Annotated in this window: 13 protein-coding genes; 10 read left to right on the top strand and 3 right to left on the bottom strand. The window is 37.7% G+C overall.

Annotated features, from left to right (window positions below):
- Positions 1–33: 33 nt before the first annotated feature.
- The 6 genes from H7R46_RS05000 (at position 34) to H7R46_RS04975 (ending at position 7,272) form a co-directional block, all read left to right on the top strand.
- The gene (locus tag H7R46_RS05000; protein ID WP_182924245.1) at positions 34–1,476 is read left to right on the top strand and encodes a cryptochrome/photolyase family protein; all 1,443 of its coding nucleotides are present in this window, start codon (positions 34–36) and stop codon (positions 1,474–1,476) included.
- Positions 1,477–1,670: 194 nt separating this feature from the next.
- Positions 1,671–2,420, top strand: a complete 750-nt coding sequence (locus tag H7R46_RS04995; protein WP_005067896.1) for a hypothetical protein — start codon at positions 1,671–1,673, stop codon at positions 2,418–2,420.
- Positions 2,420–3,316: a hypothetical protein gene (locus tag H7R46_RS04990; protein WP_005067894.1), complete on the top strand. Its 897-nt coding sequence runs from the start codon at positions 2,420–2,422 to the stop codon at positions 3,314–3,316. Before H7R46_RS04995 ends, H7R46_RS04990 begins: the two co-directional genes overlap by 1 nt.
- The gene (locus H7R46_RS04985; RefSeq protein WP_005067892.1) at positions 3,303–4,553 is read left to right on the top strand and encodes a glycosyltransferase family 2 protein; all 1,251 of its coding nucleotides are present in this window, start codon (positions 3,303–3,305) and stop codon (positions 4,551–4,553) included. Before H7R46_RS04990 ends, H7R46_RS04985 begins: the two co-directional genes overlap by 14 nt.
- A complete protein-coding gene (locus H7R46_RS04980; RefSeq protein WP_086260902.1) occupies positions 4,554–6,398 on the top strand; it encodes a hypothetical protein in 1,845 nt (614 codons plus the stop codon). It abuts the gene before it with no gap.
- Positions 6,376–7,272 carry a hypothetical protein gene (locus tag H7R46_RS04975; RefSeq protein WP_005067885.1) on the top strand — a complete coding sequence of 299 codons (897 nt, stop codon included), beginning with the start codon at positions 6,376–6,378 and terminating at the stop codon, positions 7,270–7,272. The genes H7R46_RS04980 and H7R46_RS04975 overlap by 23 nt, the downstream gene beginning before the upstream one ends.
- A 6-nt stretch (positions 7,273–7,278) precedes the next feature.
- Here the strand turns inward: H7R46_RS04975 and wecB are convergent, their stop codons facing one another.
- The gene (gene wecB / locus H7R46_RS04970; protein WP_005067882.1) at positions 7,279–8,421 is read right to left on the bottom strand and encodes a non-hydrolyzing UDP-N-acetylglucosamine 2-epimerase; all 1,143 of its coding nucleotides are present in this window, start codon (positions 8,419–8,421) and stop codon (positions 7,279–7,281) included.
- A gap of 1 nt (position 8,422) precedes the next feature.
- Entirely contained in the window at positions 8,423–9,640 is a 1,218-nt protein-coding gene (locus H7R46_RS04965; RefSeq protein WP_005067880.1) for a tetratricopeptide repeat protein, read from the bottom strand.
- A 267-nt stretch (positions 9,641–9,907) separates the two neighbouring features.
- On the opposite strand from H7R46_RS04965, the gene H7R46_RS04960 reads away from it, so the two are divergent.
- Complete coding sequence (locus H7R46_RS04960; RefSeq protein ID WP_005067876.1) at positions 9,908–10,609, top strand: VIT family protein; 702 nt, start codon at positions 9,908–9,910, stop codon at positions 10,607–10,609.
- A gap of 117 nt (positions 10,610–10,726) precedes the next feature.
- On the top strand, positions 10,727–11,773 hold the full coding sequence (locus H7R46_RS04955) for an NAD(P)H-dependent flavin oxidoreductase (RefSeq protein WP_005067873.1): 1,047 nt from the start codon (positions 10,727–10,729) through the stop codon (positions 11,771–11,773).
- Between the two features lie 37 nt (positions 11,774–11,810).
- Here the strand turns inward: H7R46_RS04955 and dusB are convergent, their stop codons facing one another.
- Positions 11,811–12,836 (bottom strand): tRNA dihydrouridine synthase DusB, encoded by a 1,026-nt coding sequence (dusB, locus tag H7R46_RS04950; RefSeq protein WP_005067871.1) that lies wholly within the window; start codon positions 12,834–12,836, stop codon positions 11,811–11,813.
- 83 nt (positions 12,837–12,919) lie between these two features.
- On the opposite strand from dusB, the gene H7R46_RS04945 reads away from it, so the two are divergent.
- Positions 12,920–14,128 carry a DUF1615 domain-containing protein gene (locus tag H7R46_RS04945; RefSeq protein ID WP_025466547.1) on the top strand — a complete coding sequence of 403 codons (1,209 nt, stop codon included), beginning with the start codon at positions 12,920–12,922 and terminating at the stop codon, positions 14,126–14,128.
- Positions 14,095–14,751, top strand: coding sequence for an HAD-IB family hydrolase (locus tag H7R46_RS04940; protein WP_005067866.1), 657 nt, complete (start codon positions 14,095–14,097; stop codon positions 14,749–14,751). The genes H7R46_RS04945 and H7R46_RS04940 overlap by 34 nt, the downstream gene beginning before the upstream one ends.
- The last annotated feature ends 14 nt before the right edge of the window (positions 14,752–14,765 follow it).

The raw sequence follows: 14,765 nt of genomic DNA, 5'->3' as shown, positions 1-14,765 counted from the left end.
TTAACTCATCTCACTCTATAAGGGCCAATTTTCATGTCAAACGTAAATCAGCTAATTTGGTTTCGTCAAGATTTGAGAGTTCGAGATCATGCTGCTTTATGGCATGCCTCTCAACAAGGGCCTTGTATTGGGTTAATTATTTTATCGCCTGAACAATGGAAAATGCATCACGATGCGCCTATAAAAATTAATTTCTATTTATGTCAACTTCAACAACTCAAAAAAGAACTAGAACAACTTAATATTCCCCTTATTATCCAAGTCATTCCTTACTGGAAAGATATCGCTGATTATATTGGTGAACTTAGCATTCAACTTAATATTGAAAATGTCTATTCAAATATAGAGTTCGGCGTTAATGAATTAAAAAGAGATAAAACTGTACAAGATTTTTTAAATCAACAAGGTAAAGAGCTCTTTTTATTCCATGACCGTACGATTTTTCCTTTACGCTCTATTCGCAATCAATCACAGCAGCCCTACAAGATTTTCGGTGCATTCAAAAAAGCATGTTATTCAAAATTGGATATCAGTGGTTTACCTCAATGCTATCCAATTCCTGAAAAGCAAAGTAGCTATCCAGCGTCTTTTTCAAAAATAAACAGCTTAACTCTAGAAGATATTGAAGCTTTTTTTGATCCTTCTGTTTCTAAAGAGCAACAAGGCTTATGGCCAGCTGGAGAAAATTTTGCTCTAGAGCAGCTCGACATATTTATTAAAGATCATTTATCTGATTATAAGTCTGAACGTGACTTTCCCAATGTAAGAGGAACTAGCCAACTTTCTCCCTATTTAAACATTGGAATTTTGTCTATCCGCCAGTGCCTGCAAGCTCTTTTTAGGGCTGAACATGGCAACTTTCATTTGACAAATGAAGGCCAGCAGACTTGGTTAGATGAACTGCTTTGGCGAGAATTTTATCAGCATATTTTATTTGATTTCCCCCATGTTTCTAAACATATTCCATTTAAAAAAAACACTCAGAAAATTAAGTGGAGTCACAATCCAGAGCACCTAACCGCATGGCAAACGGGCCAGACAGGTATACCAATTATTGATGCTGGAATGTGTCAACTTTTAAAAACTGGCTGGATGCATAATCGTGTACGCATGATTACAGCCATGTTTTTATGTAAAAACTTGCTCATCGATTGGCGAGTAGGTGAACAATGGTTTATGGAGCATTTAATCGATGGGGATTTAGCAGCAAATAATGGGGGTTGGCAATGGTGTGCTTCTACTGGAACTGATGCTGTACCTTACTTTAGAATTTTTAACCCTATTGCTCAATCAAAGAAATTTGATCCAAATGGAGATTATATTCGTCAATGGGTAGATGAATTAGCTCATCTAGACAATAAAGCCATTCATGAGCCCTACTCGACTAAAACGAATATTCAGTTAAATTATCCAAAACCAATAGTTGATTTAAAGGAAACCCGCCTTAAAGCAATTGAAACTTTCAAGAGTATTTAGATAAGAGTTACGTCTTATCTGTTTATTTTTAATTAAAAAATAAGAACAATATTTGACTAAATAGTGACTTTGATCTACAAATAAACATAATAGTTACTTAAAAAGGCCATAAACAACAATAACTTCGCAATGTCTCACATTTAGTAATAAAAGTATAAAAAAATTAACATTACAAGAAGGTAGCCATAGCTCGCATGCAACAGCAACAAAAGAACCCTGGAAGAACACTCGTCTTATGGATTATCGCAGCTCATCTATTTATGGGCATAGTGGCGTATGAGTGGTTGCCTGTAAGTTTTAGAGGAAGCTGGATCTTTATTCTTATTCTTTTAATTTCTGGAGCTTTTTTACAAGTTGGCGCATCTTTAATTGTGGGCTTAGTCGCTTTTATCGGTGTTGCAGTATATTTTCTACTCGACTTAGGAGCTCAGACACATATTGAACGTCAGCTTCTTTTACTTTTTATTATTCCCCTCATTCCTCTTTTTCTGAGTGCTGTTCGCCATAATATTGAAATTAACGTTCAAAAATACCGCGATATTCAAAGTTATGACCGTAATTATCGCCGTGATATTTTCCCGCTTAGTGCACTCAAGTATTTCCAACGTAGTTTCTTTAAGCTTCTTGATCATCATAACATACAAGACTATGAAGTCTTTGAAATTAGAATTCTCAACCGAAGCTTAATTAAAGAAATGTTAGGCGACGATGTGTGGAAAACCACTCAAAATGAGATGATCAAAATTTTGAGTCAGCATCATCCACAAGAAATCGTTTTCCAGTTTGCTGATGATGATCTTGAAACTATTTACAGCATTGTAATTCGCAAGCAAAAAACTGATGAAGAGCCTGAATTTATTAAAAAGCTTAGAGAAATTATGACTCTGCGGCTTGATGTAGAATATAAAATTATTCAGATTCCACCTGAAGAGGAGACGACCTAATGTCTAATCTTCTTAATATTTGTGGAATTATTATTGCATCTAGTCAGTATCCTGATGCCACTTTACAGCAGTTCTATCGGCAATATTATCATTGTGAGATTAAAACTGAACATACCAAAACAGAAGTTCAAAGCACAGACGATCTTTCCATGTTTTTTCCATATCAGGATACATGGTGGCCTGTCTTTACAATTGACCAAATCAGCTCGGATAGCTTTCAACGGCTTATTAATAAAGGGATCAAGCCTGGCATTATATTACCAGATGAAGTTTTTAGCTTTTCTCACTATTTCTTGCTCAAAGAAGCTGTCAGCCAAGGTGCGATTCCAATTGCACTTTATAAATCAGAGCAGCCTCAATATTTTGCGGCTAAAGCCACATTTTCGACCGCAATTGGTTTACGGCCTATGGCTGCATTTGTCTCAACAGGTTGGGATGAAAACTTAATTTCACAGACCGCTGGCAGTTATATTATTAAATTTAACCCTTCGCAGCTCCCGTTACCCTCTAGAGAAATTAAGCAAAAACAGCATTTATTTTATTCGGCTAAACCTTTTAATAGTCATATTTCTGGCTATGAAATTATTATTAATCCTCCTGCTGATCTACCCACAACAAATATTCGGTATCCTCAACTTGGAATATCGTGGAAATTTAATAAGATTAATTACATAAGTACGCCTGAAGAAGTAGAGACAAGTCTTATTGGCTATATTTTCATTGGATTAAGCACCGTTGTAGTTCCACTCGATTTAATTCTTACAAGTACCTACCCAGACCTCCTTGGTACGTTTGGTAGCTATATTTCATGGATCTCCTTAGTAGTTGGGTTGATTTTATTGGTATTGCTCATCTCGTCTATTATCAGGAGGGTTAAATCAAATGGCTCCCATTGATATTCTCTTCTTATTTGGCTTTTTAGGGATTTGGATTCCACAAGCATTTTGGGCGTGGTTAAGTTATCAGGCTTGGAAATATTCAAAAACAGCTGAAAAAGAGTTACAAAACCTTCCTATACCAGAGAGATGGCCTGTTTTGAGTGTCCTGATCCCTGCCTATAATGAAGGAGTTGTGATTGAAGATACTTTGCATGCAATTGCTCAACAAGATTACCCAGCCGAAGCATATGAAGTTTTACTCATTAATGATGGTTCAAAGGATAACACCTTAGAAATTGCCGAAAATTTGGCAAAAATTTATCCTTGCATAAAGATTGTCAACGTTCCTAAAGGAATGGGGGGTAAAGGTAAATCTAGAACGCTTAATAATGGCCTCCCCCATGCCAGAGGCGAATTGATTGTTGTCTATGATGCAGATAGTACGCCTGAACCCGACTGTGTCCGCTTGCTAGCTCAAACCCTGCTTGCCGATAAAAAATTAGTAGCCGTTAATGGAAAAGTAAGAACACGTAATTGGCAAGATAGTATTTTGACCCGATTTATCGCAATTGAATTCATCTTTTTCCAATGGATTTTCCAAGGCGGTCGTTGGCAACGTTTTGAACTATCGACCTTAATGGGTACTAACTACGTGATTTGGCGTGATGCTTTAGAAACCTTAGGCGGTTTTGATGAAAAGTCATTGGTCGATGACACTGAAATGAGTTTTAGGATTTTTATCGGCCAAAAACGAATTAAATGGGTGCCCTATGCTATTGGTTGGCAGCAAGACCCCCCATCTCTGAGTGTATTTGTTAAACAGCGCTCACGTTGGACCCAAGGTAATTTTTATGTAACTCGTAAATATTTACCCGTCGCATTAAGAACGCCTTTCCCTATCGGAATTGAAATTCTTAACAACATTATGTGCTACATACTTTTTGTACCCGCTTTATTCTGGAGTCATATCACGTTAACCCTTGGGTTGCTTGATATAGCAGGCATTTCAGTTCCAGGTCCATTCACCACATTGTGGGGGCTCTCATTTTGCTTATATGTCGCACAAATGTGGTTTACCCTTTCACTCGAAAAAGTAAAACCAGAACTCTATTTTTATTCGGTTCTATCGTATGTAAGTTACTCACAAGTTTTTCTATTCATTGTATTTAAAGCCGCATATGACATGCTTAAAAATAAAATACAGGGTAATTCCCTTCAATGGTACAAAACGGAACGTAGCAAGGAGAAAAAATAAATGAAAAAGACTTTTGATCTCTACAACACAGCTCAAGTGCTCCTTGCCAGCTCCAGTCTTATGCTCGCCATGTCTGCTCATGCTTACACATGGAAACTGGATGATATTAGTACCTCAACTAAATATACTGTTGAGCCTCATTTTTTCTATATTGGCAAAGGTGCCCAGTGGCAAAACATTCAATTTTCAAGTGATTATTCCACTGAAAGCGATACAACTTTACTTGTAAAATATGATGATAAACTTATTTATAACACTACGCTAAGTGGGGATGGTCAAGTCAAATTTGATATTCCAGCAAGTCAAAGTGGCTTTCATCGTTTAGATTTTATTATTCAACAATATGCTAAACCCACTACGCTGAATCAAACCAAAGAAACCTTCTGTACAGAAGATATTGATCACTTAACTTATTTAAGCAACTCCCAACTCGACTTTACGCCTATCCGTAATATATACCGTTTAAAAGACTTACCAGATGCTTTAGCTAATCCACAAGCGAGACGGCCTACTCCGTTTGTTGGCATTTTAAAATATAACCGTAAAGAGATTATAGAAGCTTCAATGCTGGCTAGATTAGCAAGTTCATGGACTTCAATCACGCCAATTGAATGGGTTGATTCAGGACAAACCAATTTAAATGATGAAACAAATTTCATTATTGAAGTAATTCGCTCAGCTACACCACTAAAAGGCGGAGCATTAGTACAAATTGCAAAACCAGCAGATGGAGTGGCTACTCTCTCAATTACTTATCACACACCACAAGAACTTACTGCTGCCATAAATGGACTAATCAATCCCTCGTATGTAGAGCAACTTGATACAGGAAGTGCAATTTTCCCCACAACAATCTCCACTCCAACTTGGGCACAATTTAAAAAAATCAATACACTCGCCGATTTAGGAATTGAAGATTTCAGATTAAATCATGCTGAAAAAAACTTATTCCTTGACTTCCCTTCAGTATGGCAACCAACTGATATCTTGCAAGGACAAATTGCACTTCGTATTCAAAGTGGTTTATTACAAGGTTCCAATATTACAGCTTGGATTGATGGTGGGCTCGCAGGAAGTATGAAAACGGCGGATCTTGCTTCAGATCCAGTAAACCGTCAGTTCAATATTTTTGCAAAAGCCATTTCTAATACGACGAATTTTAGTCTAAAGCTTGAAAACTCAGTAATTGCCAACTCCCAATGTTTACCTAACGCGCATGGTTCACTTTGGATTGATACAGCCAAGTCTACTGTAAAGCTACCTCATAAACTCAAAAATGGTGTAGCCGCAATTTCAATGACTTTAGCAACGACGCCTACAATTGCGATTGATGATCAATCTGGTGCATTAAATATCGCCATTGTATTAGGTCAAACTGCGAAAAAAATGCTTTTAACACAAGCACCAATGCCTCTCAACCTAGTCCGTTATTCACCGAGTGCGCCTCAATCGGTAAATGTCCGCGTCAACAAAGATATTTATCAACAACAGCTATTAATGCATCAGGATATTATCTATGCACCTGCTGCACAGAATGGTTTCATTGTCAGTTATAACAATAACCGCTTTGATGTGATTACCGATTCAGAAGGTGGTGCACGAACTTTCATGCACCTTTGGGAAAAGATCCAACATAAAATTCCAAACAACGTAACAAAAATGCTGGTTTCAGAAAATGGAAATATTTATGTTTTACAAAAACTCATTGTCGGAAATCAAAAGGCTCCTTTAATCCAACAGTCTTCTTTCTTCTTACTAGTTGTGATTATCTCTGCAATTATGATAATAATTATCTTCTTGTGGTACTGGTTAAGACGAAATAATGAGAAAACAGATACCAATTAAAATAGTTGCATTTATTATTTTAATTATATGTAGTGTCATCGGGTATGCGGGGCTTTTCAAACATCAAGGTCAAGCCCCTCATATTGAAGGCATTTTCTGGCAACCTGATAATAAAACGACTCCTCCAGAAGGAAATTGGCACTACTTAGGTGTCGATACCTTTGTTCCCCAATGGTCTGTGGTTGAATCTAAATCATGGTGGAAAGAATCCAATTTTCCACAGTGGGAAAAAGCAATTAATTTAGAAAAAATTAAACAAGAGCCATGGGCTAAAAATCTTATATTAGGGTTAGCTGGCGAATATAATGAACCTAAAGCGCGAGCAAATGTCATTGAGTTAGGCGAAAAATCTGCCCAAATTATAAAAGAGCAAAAAACGGCATTTAAAGGCTATTACTTTCCGGTAGAAGCCGATCCAACTTGGCTACGAGTCAGTGCTTTAGGCCATGTATTGTCAAAGCTCCCCTCACCAGTTTGGGTAAGTATTTATAGTGGCGAAAGTGAACCTGAAAATTATGATTTGTGGGTTAAAAGCTGGCTACCGGACCATACTGGAGTTTTTTTCCAAGATGGCGTTGGCGTAGGGATTCGATCACCTAAACAGGCCAAACATATTTTAGATCAGCTTGAACATAAACTTGGAAAAGACAAAGTAATTATAGTATTAGAAGCTTTTAGAGTGAAAAAGAATGGGCAATTTAGAGCCGCATACCCTTGGGAAATTATTTCTCAGCTAAAAGCATATGAAGGTAAAACTGTTTATATTTTTGATGGTCCTCATTACATGAGCCGCTGGTGCGTTAATATTGTGAGCTTATGGTACCGCCTCACTTATGGTCATGCGAATAAAACCATAAATGAGACGAGATCCTAATCATAATTATGCCGATTCATAAGATTTAGCAATTTGATTGAGAATACGTTGAGCAGCTTGCCCATCGCCAAATGGGTTTTCCAGATGTGCCATTTTTTCATAATGCTGTTGGTCGGTGAGTAACTTTTCAGCTTCTTCAATAATTTTTTGTTGATTTGTACCCACCAAAACGCCTGCTCCCACCTCAACAACTTCTGGTCGCTCGGTAGTATCCCGCAAGATCAAAACTGGCTTATTAAATGATGGACTTTCTTCTTGTAAGCCTCCCGAATCCGTCAAAATAAAATTCGATCGGTCTATCACTGCCAATAGACTTGGGTAGTCTAATGGTTTAACAAGATGGATTTGGGAATGGTCTTTAAACTTATCATGGACTACATCATGTACTGCCGGGTTCAAATGTACAGGCCAAATAAAATGTAAATCAGGATGTGCTTGAGCTAAGTGCTCAACTGCATTACAAATATTTTGAATTCCACCACCAAAGTTTTCACGACGATGGGCAGTAATAAGTACAACTTTGTCATCTTGCTTTAATTGAATTCCATAAGGTTCAAGCTGGTTCTTCAAATCAGATTTTTCAGCAATTAATTTACGCCCTAAATACACAGCGTCAACAACTGTATTGCCTGTAACAGTAATGAGCTCTGGCGGAATTTGTTCATTGAGTAAATTTCTTTTTGATTGTTCAGTCGGGGCAAAATGCCATTTAGTAATACGTGAAACCAACTGACGATTTCCCTCCTCTGGAAAAGGATGATCTAAATCATAAGAACGTAAACCAGCTTCAACATGCGCAACAGGAACTTTCATTGAAAACGCGACTAAGCCAGCTGCTAAAACAGTTGTTGTATCTCCCTGAATAACAATTGCATCTCTTTTTTGCCCATCAGTGTATACATTCTCGATTTGGCTCAAACCATGAATTAAGAGCTGATTTAAACTTTGTCCAGCATTCATAATTTTAAGACGGTGGTCAATTTCAACCCCAAAGAAATCTATCGCATCTCTTACTAGTTCATCATGCTGTCCAGTAAAAATCACTTCAACTTGAAAGCGAGGGTCTTGTTTTGCCAATAAAATAACAGGGGCAAGTTTGATTAATTCAGGACGGGTTCCAAATACAATAGATATAAAAATTTTATTCACTTTAGAAATCCTTATAAAAAACGAGTTCTACTCGAGTATTGTTGTAATGATCTTTCGTATTTACTGGCACATCTTTAAAGTAATTGCCATATAGTCGTTCAACACGTAGTTTTATTGGTTGATAATTAAAAGGCTGCCATGAAATACCTGGGCCATATTCAAATAAATTATTGTAATATTCATCTTTACTGTCAGCTAAGCCATGCAATTTCACATACGCCTGTACAGTGCCCGTTTCCCCCTTATAGACATTCAAACCCGTACGTAAACGTAAATCGCCAATAACGTTATAATCTTCTCTAGAATAAGTCGCTGCATTGCCATATAAATCAGTGAAGTAATCATTAAAGCAAAGTGAATGATTACAACTATTTTGAGAATCCCATTCTTGATACCCTGTAACCCCACCAACAACACTTTCACGAAATTTATCTCTATTTCGATCAATCAGATCGTAACTTCCACCTACTTCTAAATACATGCGCACAGGTATAGAAGTCCAAGGTTGATAATTAGCGCCTACACCTAGAGTTACTGCATTTTCATCAATAATTTCAGGTCGTACACCACCTTGAGATTGAGTATCGCGGTTTAGATTTAAAAAGCCATACACCTGCGCTCGACCATTATCGAGGTTCTTACCATAGCGAGCTTTAAGTGGGAAAATTACATCGTCGTAACGTGATTCATATGAAGGTGCAAAATACACATCACGGAAATAAGTTTTGACCTCTCCTCCACTCAGATTTTTTACAGCCTGTGTCGCTTTAGTTGCAATATCAGCATCTTTAGATTGGGTAAGTTCCTTAAAAACTACCAAAGCCTCTTTGTTATTTTTTTGAGAATTCAGTAGATAGGCTTCTTGGAGTTTTAAATTATCATCTGCTGGATCTAATGCCTCTGCTTTTCTCAGACTTTGCAAAGCTGCATCTTGTTTCCCCAGTCGAATCTGTAAATAAGTTAAGCTTTTCCAAACTTTGATATCTTGTGGCGTCATCTCTCCAAGTTCTAATAATAACTTCTCGGCATTTTCAGGTTGAGTCTTCTCAATTTTATAAAATTGATCCCATTTATCATAAATTGGGTTTCCAGGTTTGTATTCTTGATTAACAATCTCTTGCGCAAAACTAGTCTCAATACTTAAGAGGCATAAAGCTGGACAGATCGAACCAATAACGATAAAGGAACGGGTTATAGATTTTATTGTTTTGCTATTCATTGGGACCTCTAAAGTAAAGTAGATAGAATGCTTGCGTAGCAATCAAATTAAAATTTAATCAATAAGTATTATAATTAAACCCATAAATGACACTGTTTTATATAAGTAGATGAGTTCTTTAAATTGTTCATTTTATCTCCTTTAATATGATGTTTTAAAAAGTTCTTATCTGTTTGTTTTTCCTATAATGACACATTTTTTAATCGTATTATTGTAAATAATCTTATAGGATAAGATAAAAATTTATAACTACAAATAGGAGAAAACATGTCCTTTTCTCAACATCCAGAACATCATTTTATTCACCGCTCAGGGTGGTTAAGGGCGGCCGTTTTAGGGGCAAATGATGGAATTATTTCTGTTACTAGTCTAATTATGGGAATGGCTGCAAGTGGGGCTTCTGCTCATACACTTCTTATTGCATGTATTGCTGGTTTAATTTCCGGTGCAACCTCTATGGCTGCAGGAGAATATATTTCAGTAAAATCACAAGAAGATATTGAAAAAGCCGACTTAAAATTTGAAGAACAAGAACTTAAAAAGCATCCGCAGCGTGAACTGGACGAACTCACTCAAATTTATATATCCAGAGGCTTAGCACCTGATTTAGCGCTACAAGTTGCTACTGAACTTACAAATCATGATGCATTAGGGGCTCACGCGCGTGATGAAATAGGTATTCATGAAAATACCGCAGCAAATCCTATTCAAGCCGCATTAGCTTCAGCTGGCTCATTTTCATTTGGGGCATTGTTTCCTATGCTGGCTATTTTACTCAGTCCAGAGATATGGATCGAAAAAACAGTCTTAATATTTGGCATTATTTCATTAGCTTTTTTAGGAGCGCTATCAAGTCATTTCGCAGGTACTTCCAAGCTTAAAGGGAGTCTACGCATTACCTTGTGGGGAATTTTAGCGATGGGCTTTTCAAGCTGGATCGGCTCTTTATTTCATGTTACTCCACTTTAAAAAATCAGAACTTATCAATGTTTAAGAACTAAATATTTAAAAACTAAATGCCCAATATTATTTGCTCTTGGTTCTGCTTTCACGTTATGGTGAACAGAAAGAAATGAGGTGAATAAAATGGACCTATTACAACAACTTGAAATTAAACATCCAATTTTTCTTGCCCCTATGGCAGGTGTATCTACACCTGAACTTGCAGCAGAAGTTTCTAATCAGGGTGGTCTTGGGTCCTTAGGTCTAGGTGCAAATACGGCACAAAGTGCACGTGAACAGATTTTAAAAACCCAAACACTTACAGAAAAATCATTTCAGGTTAATTTTTTCTGTCATCAACCCGAGCAACTTAATCTTCAAACTTCTGCTCAATGGATTGAATATTTACGCCCACAATTTGAAAAGTTCGGAGAACAGCCTCCTCAAAAGTTAAACTGTATTTATCCAAGTTTTCTTGATAACGATGATTTTCTAAATGTCGTATTAGAAACCAAACCTAAAGCGGTAAGTTTTCATTTTGGGATTCCCCATCCCCACCAAATTCAGGCATTAAAAGATGCCGGAATTATTACGATGGTGTCTGCTACCAATTTAGTTGAAGCACAAGCCATTGAAGCGGCTGGTATAGATATTATTATTGCTCAAGGGATTGAAGCAGGCGGACACCGTGGAATCTTTAATAAAACTTTTGATGCAGCAATTAAAACAAGCGATTTAGTACACCTTATTGTCAAGCATTGCAAACAGCCTGTGGTAGCCGCAGGCGGAATTATGAATGGAGCACAAGCACGGCATATGTTGAGCTTAGGAGCTGCTGCTGTTCAACTCGGAACAGCATTTGTTCAATGCCATACATCAAATGCATCTGCCGAGTATCGTAAAGCTTTATTTAATGAACCTGTAACACAAATCAGCGCCAGTCTTTCTGGGCGTCCAGCCCGTGGCCTGCTCAACCATTGGCACACACAAATTGATTTACCTAATCGCCCTCCTCAACCCGAATATCCATATGCATACGATCTAGCCAAGCAATTAAATGCCATTGCAAGCAAGAATAAAGACTATGGCTTCGGTGCTTTTTGGGCGGGTAGTAATGTCTCTCAAATACGAGAGCTAGATGCTGCTGATCTGGTTAACCAGTTAGTTGTAGAAATGCTAGAAGATGAGTAAATCTTAAAAAGCCAGTAATCATATACTGGCTTTTTATTTAATGGGTTTCTAGTAAGTTAACCTGCTCAACCTGAACATCACTCATCAAATTGCCTTCAGCTAATAACTGATTAAAATAATTTTCGACTACTATTGCCTGTTCAGCAGTGCTTTCAACTTTATACATATTTTGGCGAAATTCGTTACTTGAGCGTAAACCTTTTGTGTACCAAGCAATGTGTTTGCGGGCAATACGGCAGCCAGAGTATTCACCATAAAATTGATAAAGTTCTGATAAATGTCCTAGTAACACCTGCTTCACCTCTTCAATATTAGGTGCAGCTAAGTGTTCACCAGTTTTTAAATAATGAGCAATTTCACGAAAAATCCATGGTCGACCTTGAGCAGCTCGACCAATCATAATTGCATCGGCCCCTGTATAGTCGAGTACATATTTTGCTTTTTCAGGACTATCAATATCACCGTTCGCAATAAGTGGAATATTGATTAATTCTTTGACATGTTTGATCAAATCATAACGTGCTGTATTTAAATACATGTCTTCACGGGTGCGGCCATGTAAAGCTAGCGCGGCAATCCCCGCTTCTTCTGCCCTTTTTGCGACTCTTAAAATATTTTCCTGACCATTTAAAAAGCCTAAACGGGTTTTCAAAGTCACGGGAACATCAACAGCAGCAACAACCGCATCAAGAATTCGAGCCACTAAGTCTTCATCTTGTAATAACGCTGAACCAGCGAGCTTATTACATACTTTCTTGGCAGGACATCCCATATTAATATCAACAATTTGTGCGCCATTTGCTACTTGATAGCGTGCAGCCTCTGCCAATTGCTCAGGATCAGAGCCTGCAATTTGAGCAGAGATCGGAGCGAGCTCACCATCAAAGTTCGCACGGTAGAGGCTCTTTTTGCTCATCCGCAAAGTTTTATCAGCAGTCATCATTTCACTGACTGCATGGCCTGCGCCAAAATACTTGCAGAGTGTTCTAAATGGACGGTCAGTAACTCCCGCCATAGGAGCAACAATTAAATTATTTGACAGTTGATAGGGACCAATATACATATATATTCATACAATTGATGATCAACATAGTATACTTCATCCGCTTAATCGGCTCATCTTTTTATGCAGGTGCTTTCCTCGCCATGAACAAACCGTTGTCTTCCCGTTTTTTATTAAAATCATTCGGCATGGCTGCCGTATGCATGAGTTTAGCTGCTTGTGGTGATAAAGCTTGGTGGTCAAACAATGATGAGCCTGAACTAGAAAGCCAACAGATTAAACGTCTAATTCCATCACGTGTGCATGACCGTGAGTCATGGGCTAAAGATATTGATGACATTATGAAAGACTTGGATATTCCTAAAACCAAGAAAAATGTCTGTAGTATTGTAGCTGTAGTGGATCAGGAATCTAACTTTGTTGCCAACCCTCAAGTGCCTGGGTTAGGACAAAAGGCAGTTGAAGAAGTTAGTACACGTTTAAATGAAAAATTTGAAGATAAGCTTGGCAAAACCGTTGGTGGAACAATTGCTGGTTACTTTGAAGAAGTTCTAAGAACTCAGCCCTCTCCTGATAACAACTATATGAGTCAAATGCGTAAAGTTAAAACCGAGAAAGAACTCGACTTACTTTACCGAGAAATTTTCGACTTCATGGCTAAACACTATCATGTGAGTGCCTTAACTGGTGCAGCCAAATTGGTTGGTCAGGATATTGGCGAGAAAATGAACCCTATTACGACTTTGGGCTCAATGCAAGTTCATATTAACTATGCGAAAGCCAATAAGCGTTCGAGTATGAGTACTGCTGCGCTCCGCGATGACCTATATACTGAATACGGTGGTTTATATTACGGCATACATCGTTTAATGGTTTATCCGGCAGACTACGATAAAGCCATTTATCGTTTTGCGGATTATAACTCTGGTATGTACTCTAGCCGTAATGCAGCTTTTCAAAAAATGCTACAGGAACTTACGGATAAAGATATAAGTCTTGATGGCGATTTACTTCTTTATACAAAAGATGGTGATCCACGCGCAGCTCAAAGCGAGTCAGAAAAAGAACTGATCACGGTATTTGCAAAAAATAATGTATTGGTTACCCCACGACAAATCCGTGATGATCTTAAATTAGAAAAAGAGAAAAAGTTTGAAAGTACTCAAACTTATATTGCGCTGACTAAACTTTATAAATCAAAAACTGGCAAAGAACCACTCTATGCAATTATGCCTCAAGTGGTAATTTCTGGGCCTAAATTAAGTCGTGATTATAATACCAATTGGTATGCAACCCGCGTAAACGGACGATATGAAACATGTATGCAACGAGCGAAACGAATAAGACTATAAAAAGTCTCGCCCTGTTCGATTTTGATGGAACCTTGTGTAGTAAAGATAGTTTTACAGGGTTCATCTTTTATGCTTTATCTAAGCGTCACATTGTTAAGCAAGGCTTGAAAATTCTGCCATGGATTCAAGCCTACTATCTTAACTTTTATCCTGCCCATGCTATGCGTGCCAAGTTATTCCGTAGCATGTTTAAAAATACGCCTGCAATCGAATTACAAAAATTAGGTGAAGAATACGCACAAGAGTTAGTCTCTGTGCTTTCGCCTGAAATTTTTAATCAGTTACAACACCATCAATTGCGTGGTGATCAGGTCGTATTAGTTTCAGCTTCAATTGATGTCTATCTTGCTCCACTTTGCAAGTTACTAGATATCGAATTAATTTGTACTGAAACTCAAATTAAAAACGGCATGATGACGGGTTACTATTCCACTCCAGACTGTAGTAGTGAACAAAAGAAGTTAAGAATACATCAGCAATATACGCTACAGCATTACCACCAGATTTATGCTTATGGTAATAGCTCGGAAGACTTAGACATGCTTAGTCTCGCCACACATCCATATATGGTAGGTGAAGACCGTGTTTTACCTCGTTTAACACCAGAAAAAAAGCTCGCTTAAAGCGAGCTTTTTTA

Origin of the sequence: Acinetobacter sp. BEC1-S18-ESBL-01 (genome assembly GCF_014169935.1) — a bacterium.
GTDB lineage: Bacteria > Pseudomonadota > Gammaproteobacteria > Pseudomonadales > Moraxellaceae > Acinetobacter > Acinetobacter pittii.
The sequence above is the reverse complement of the archived record's forward strand: the minus strand, read 5'-3'. Positions and strand labels throughout refer to the sequence as shown.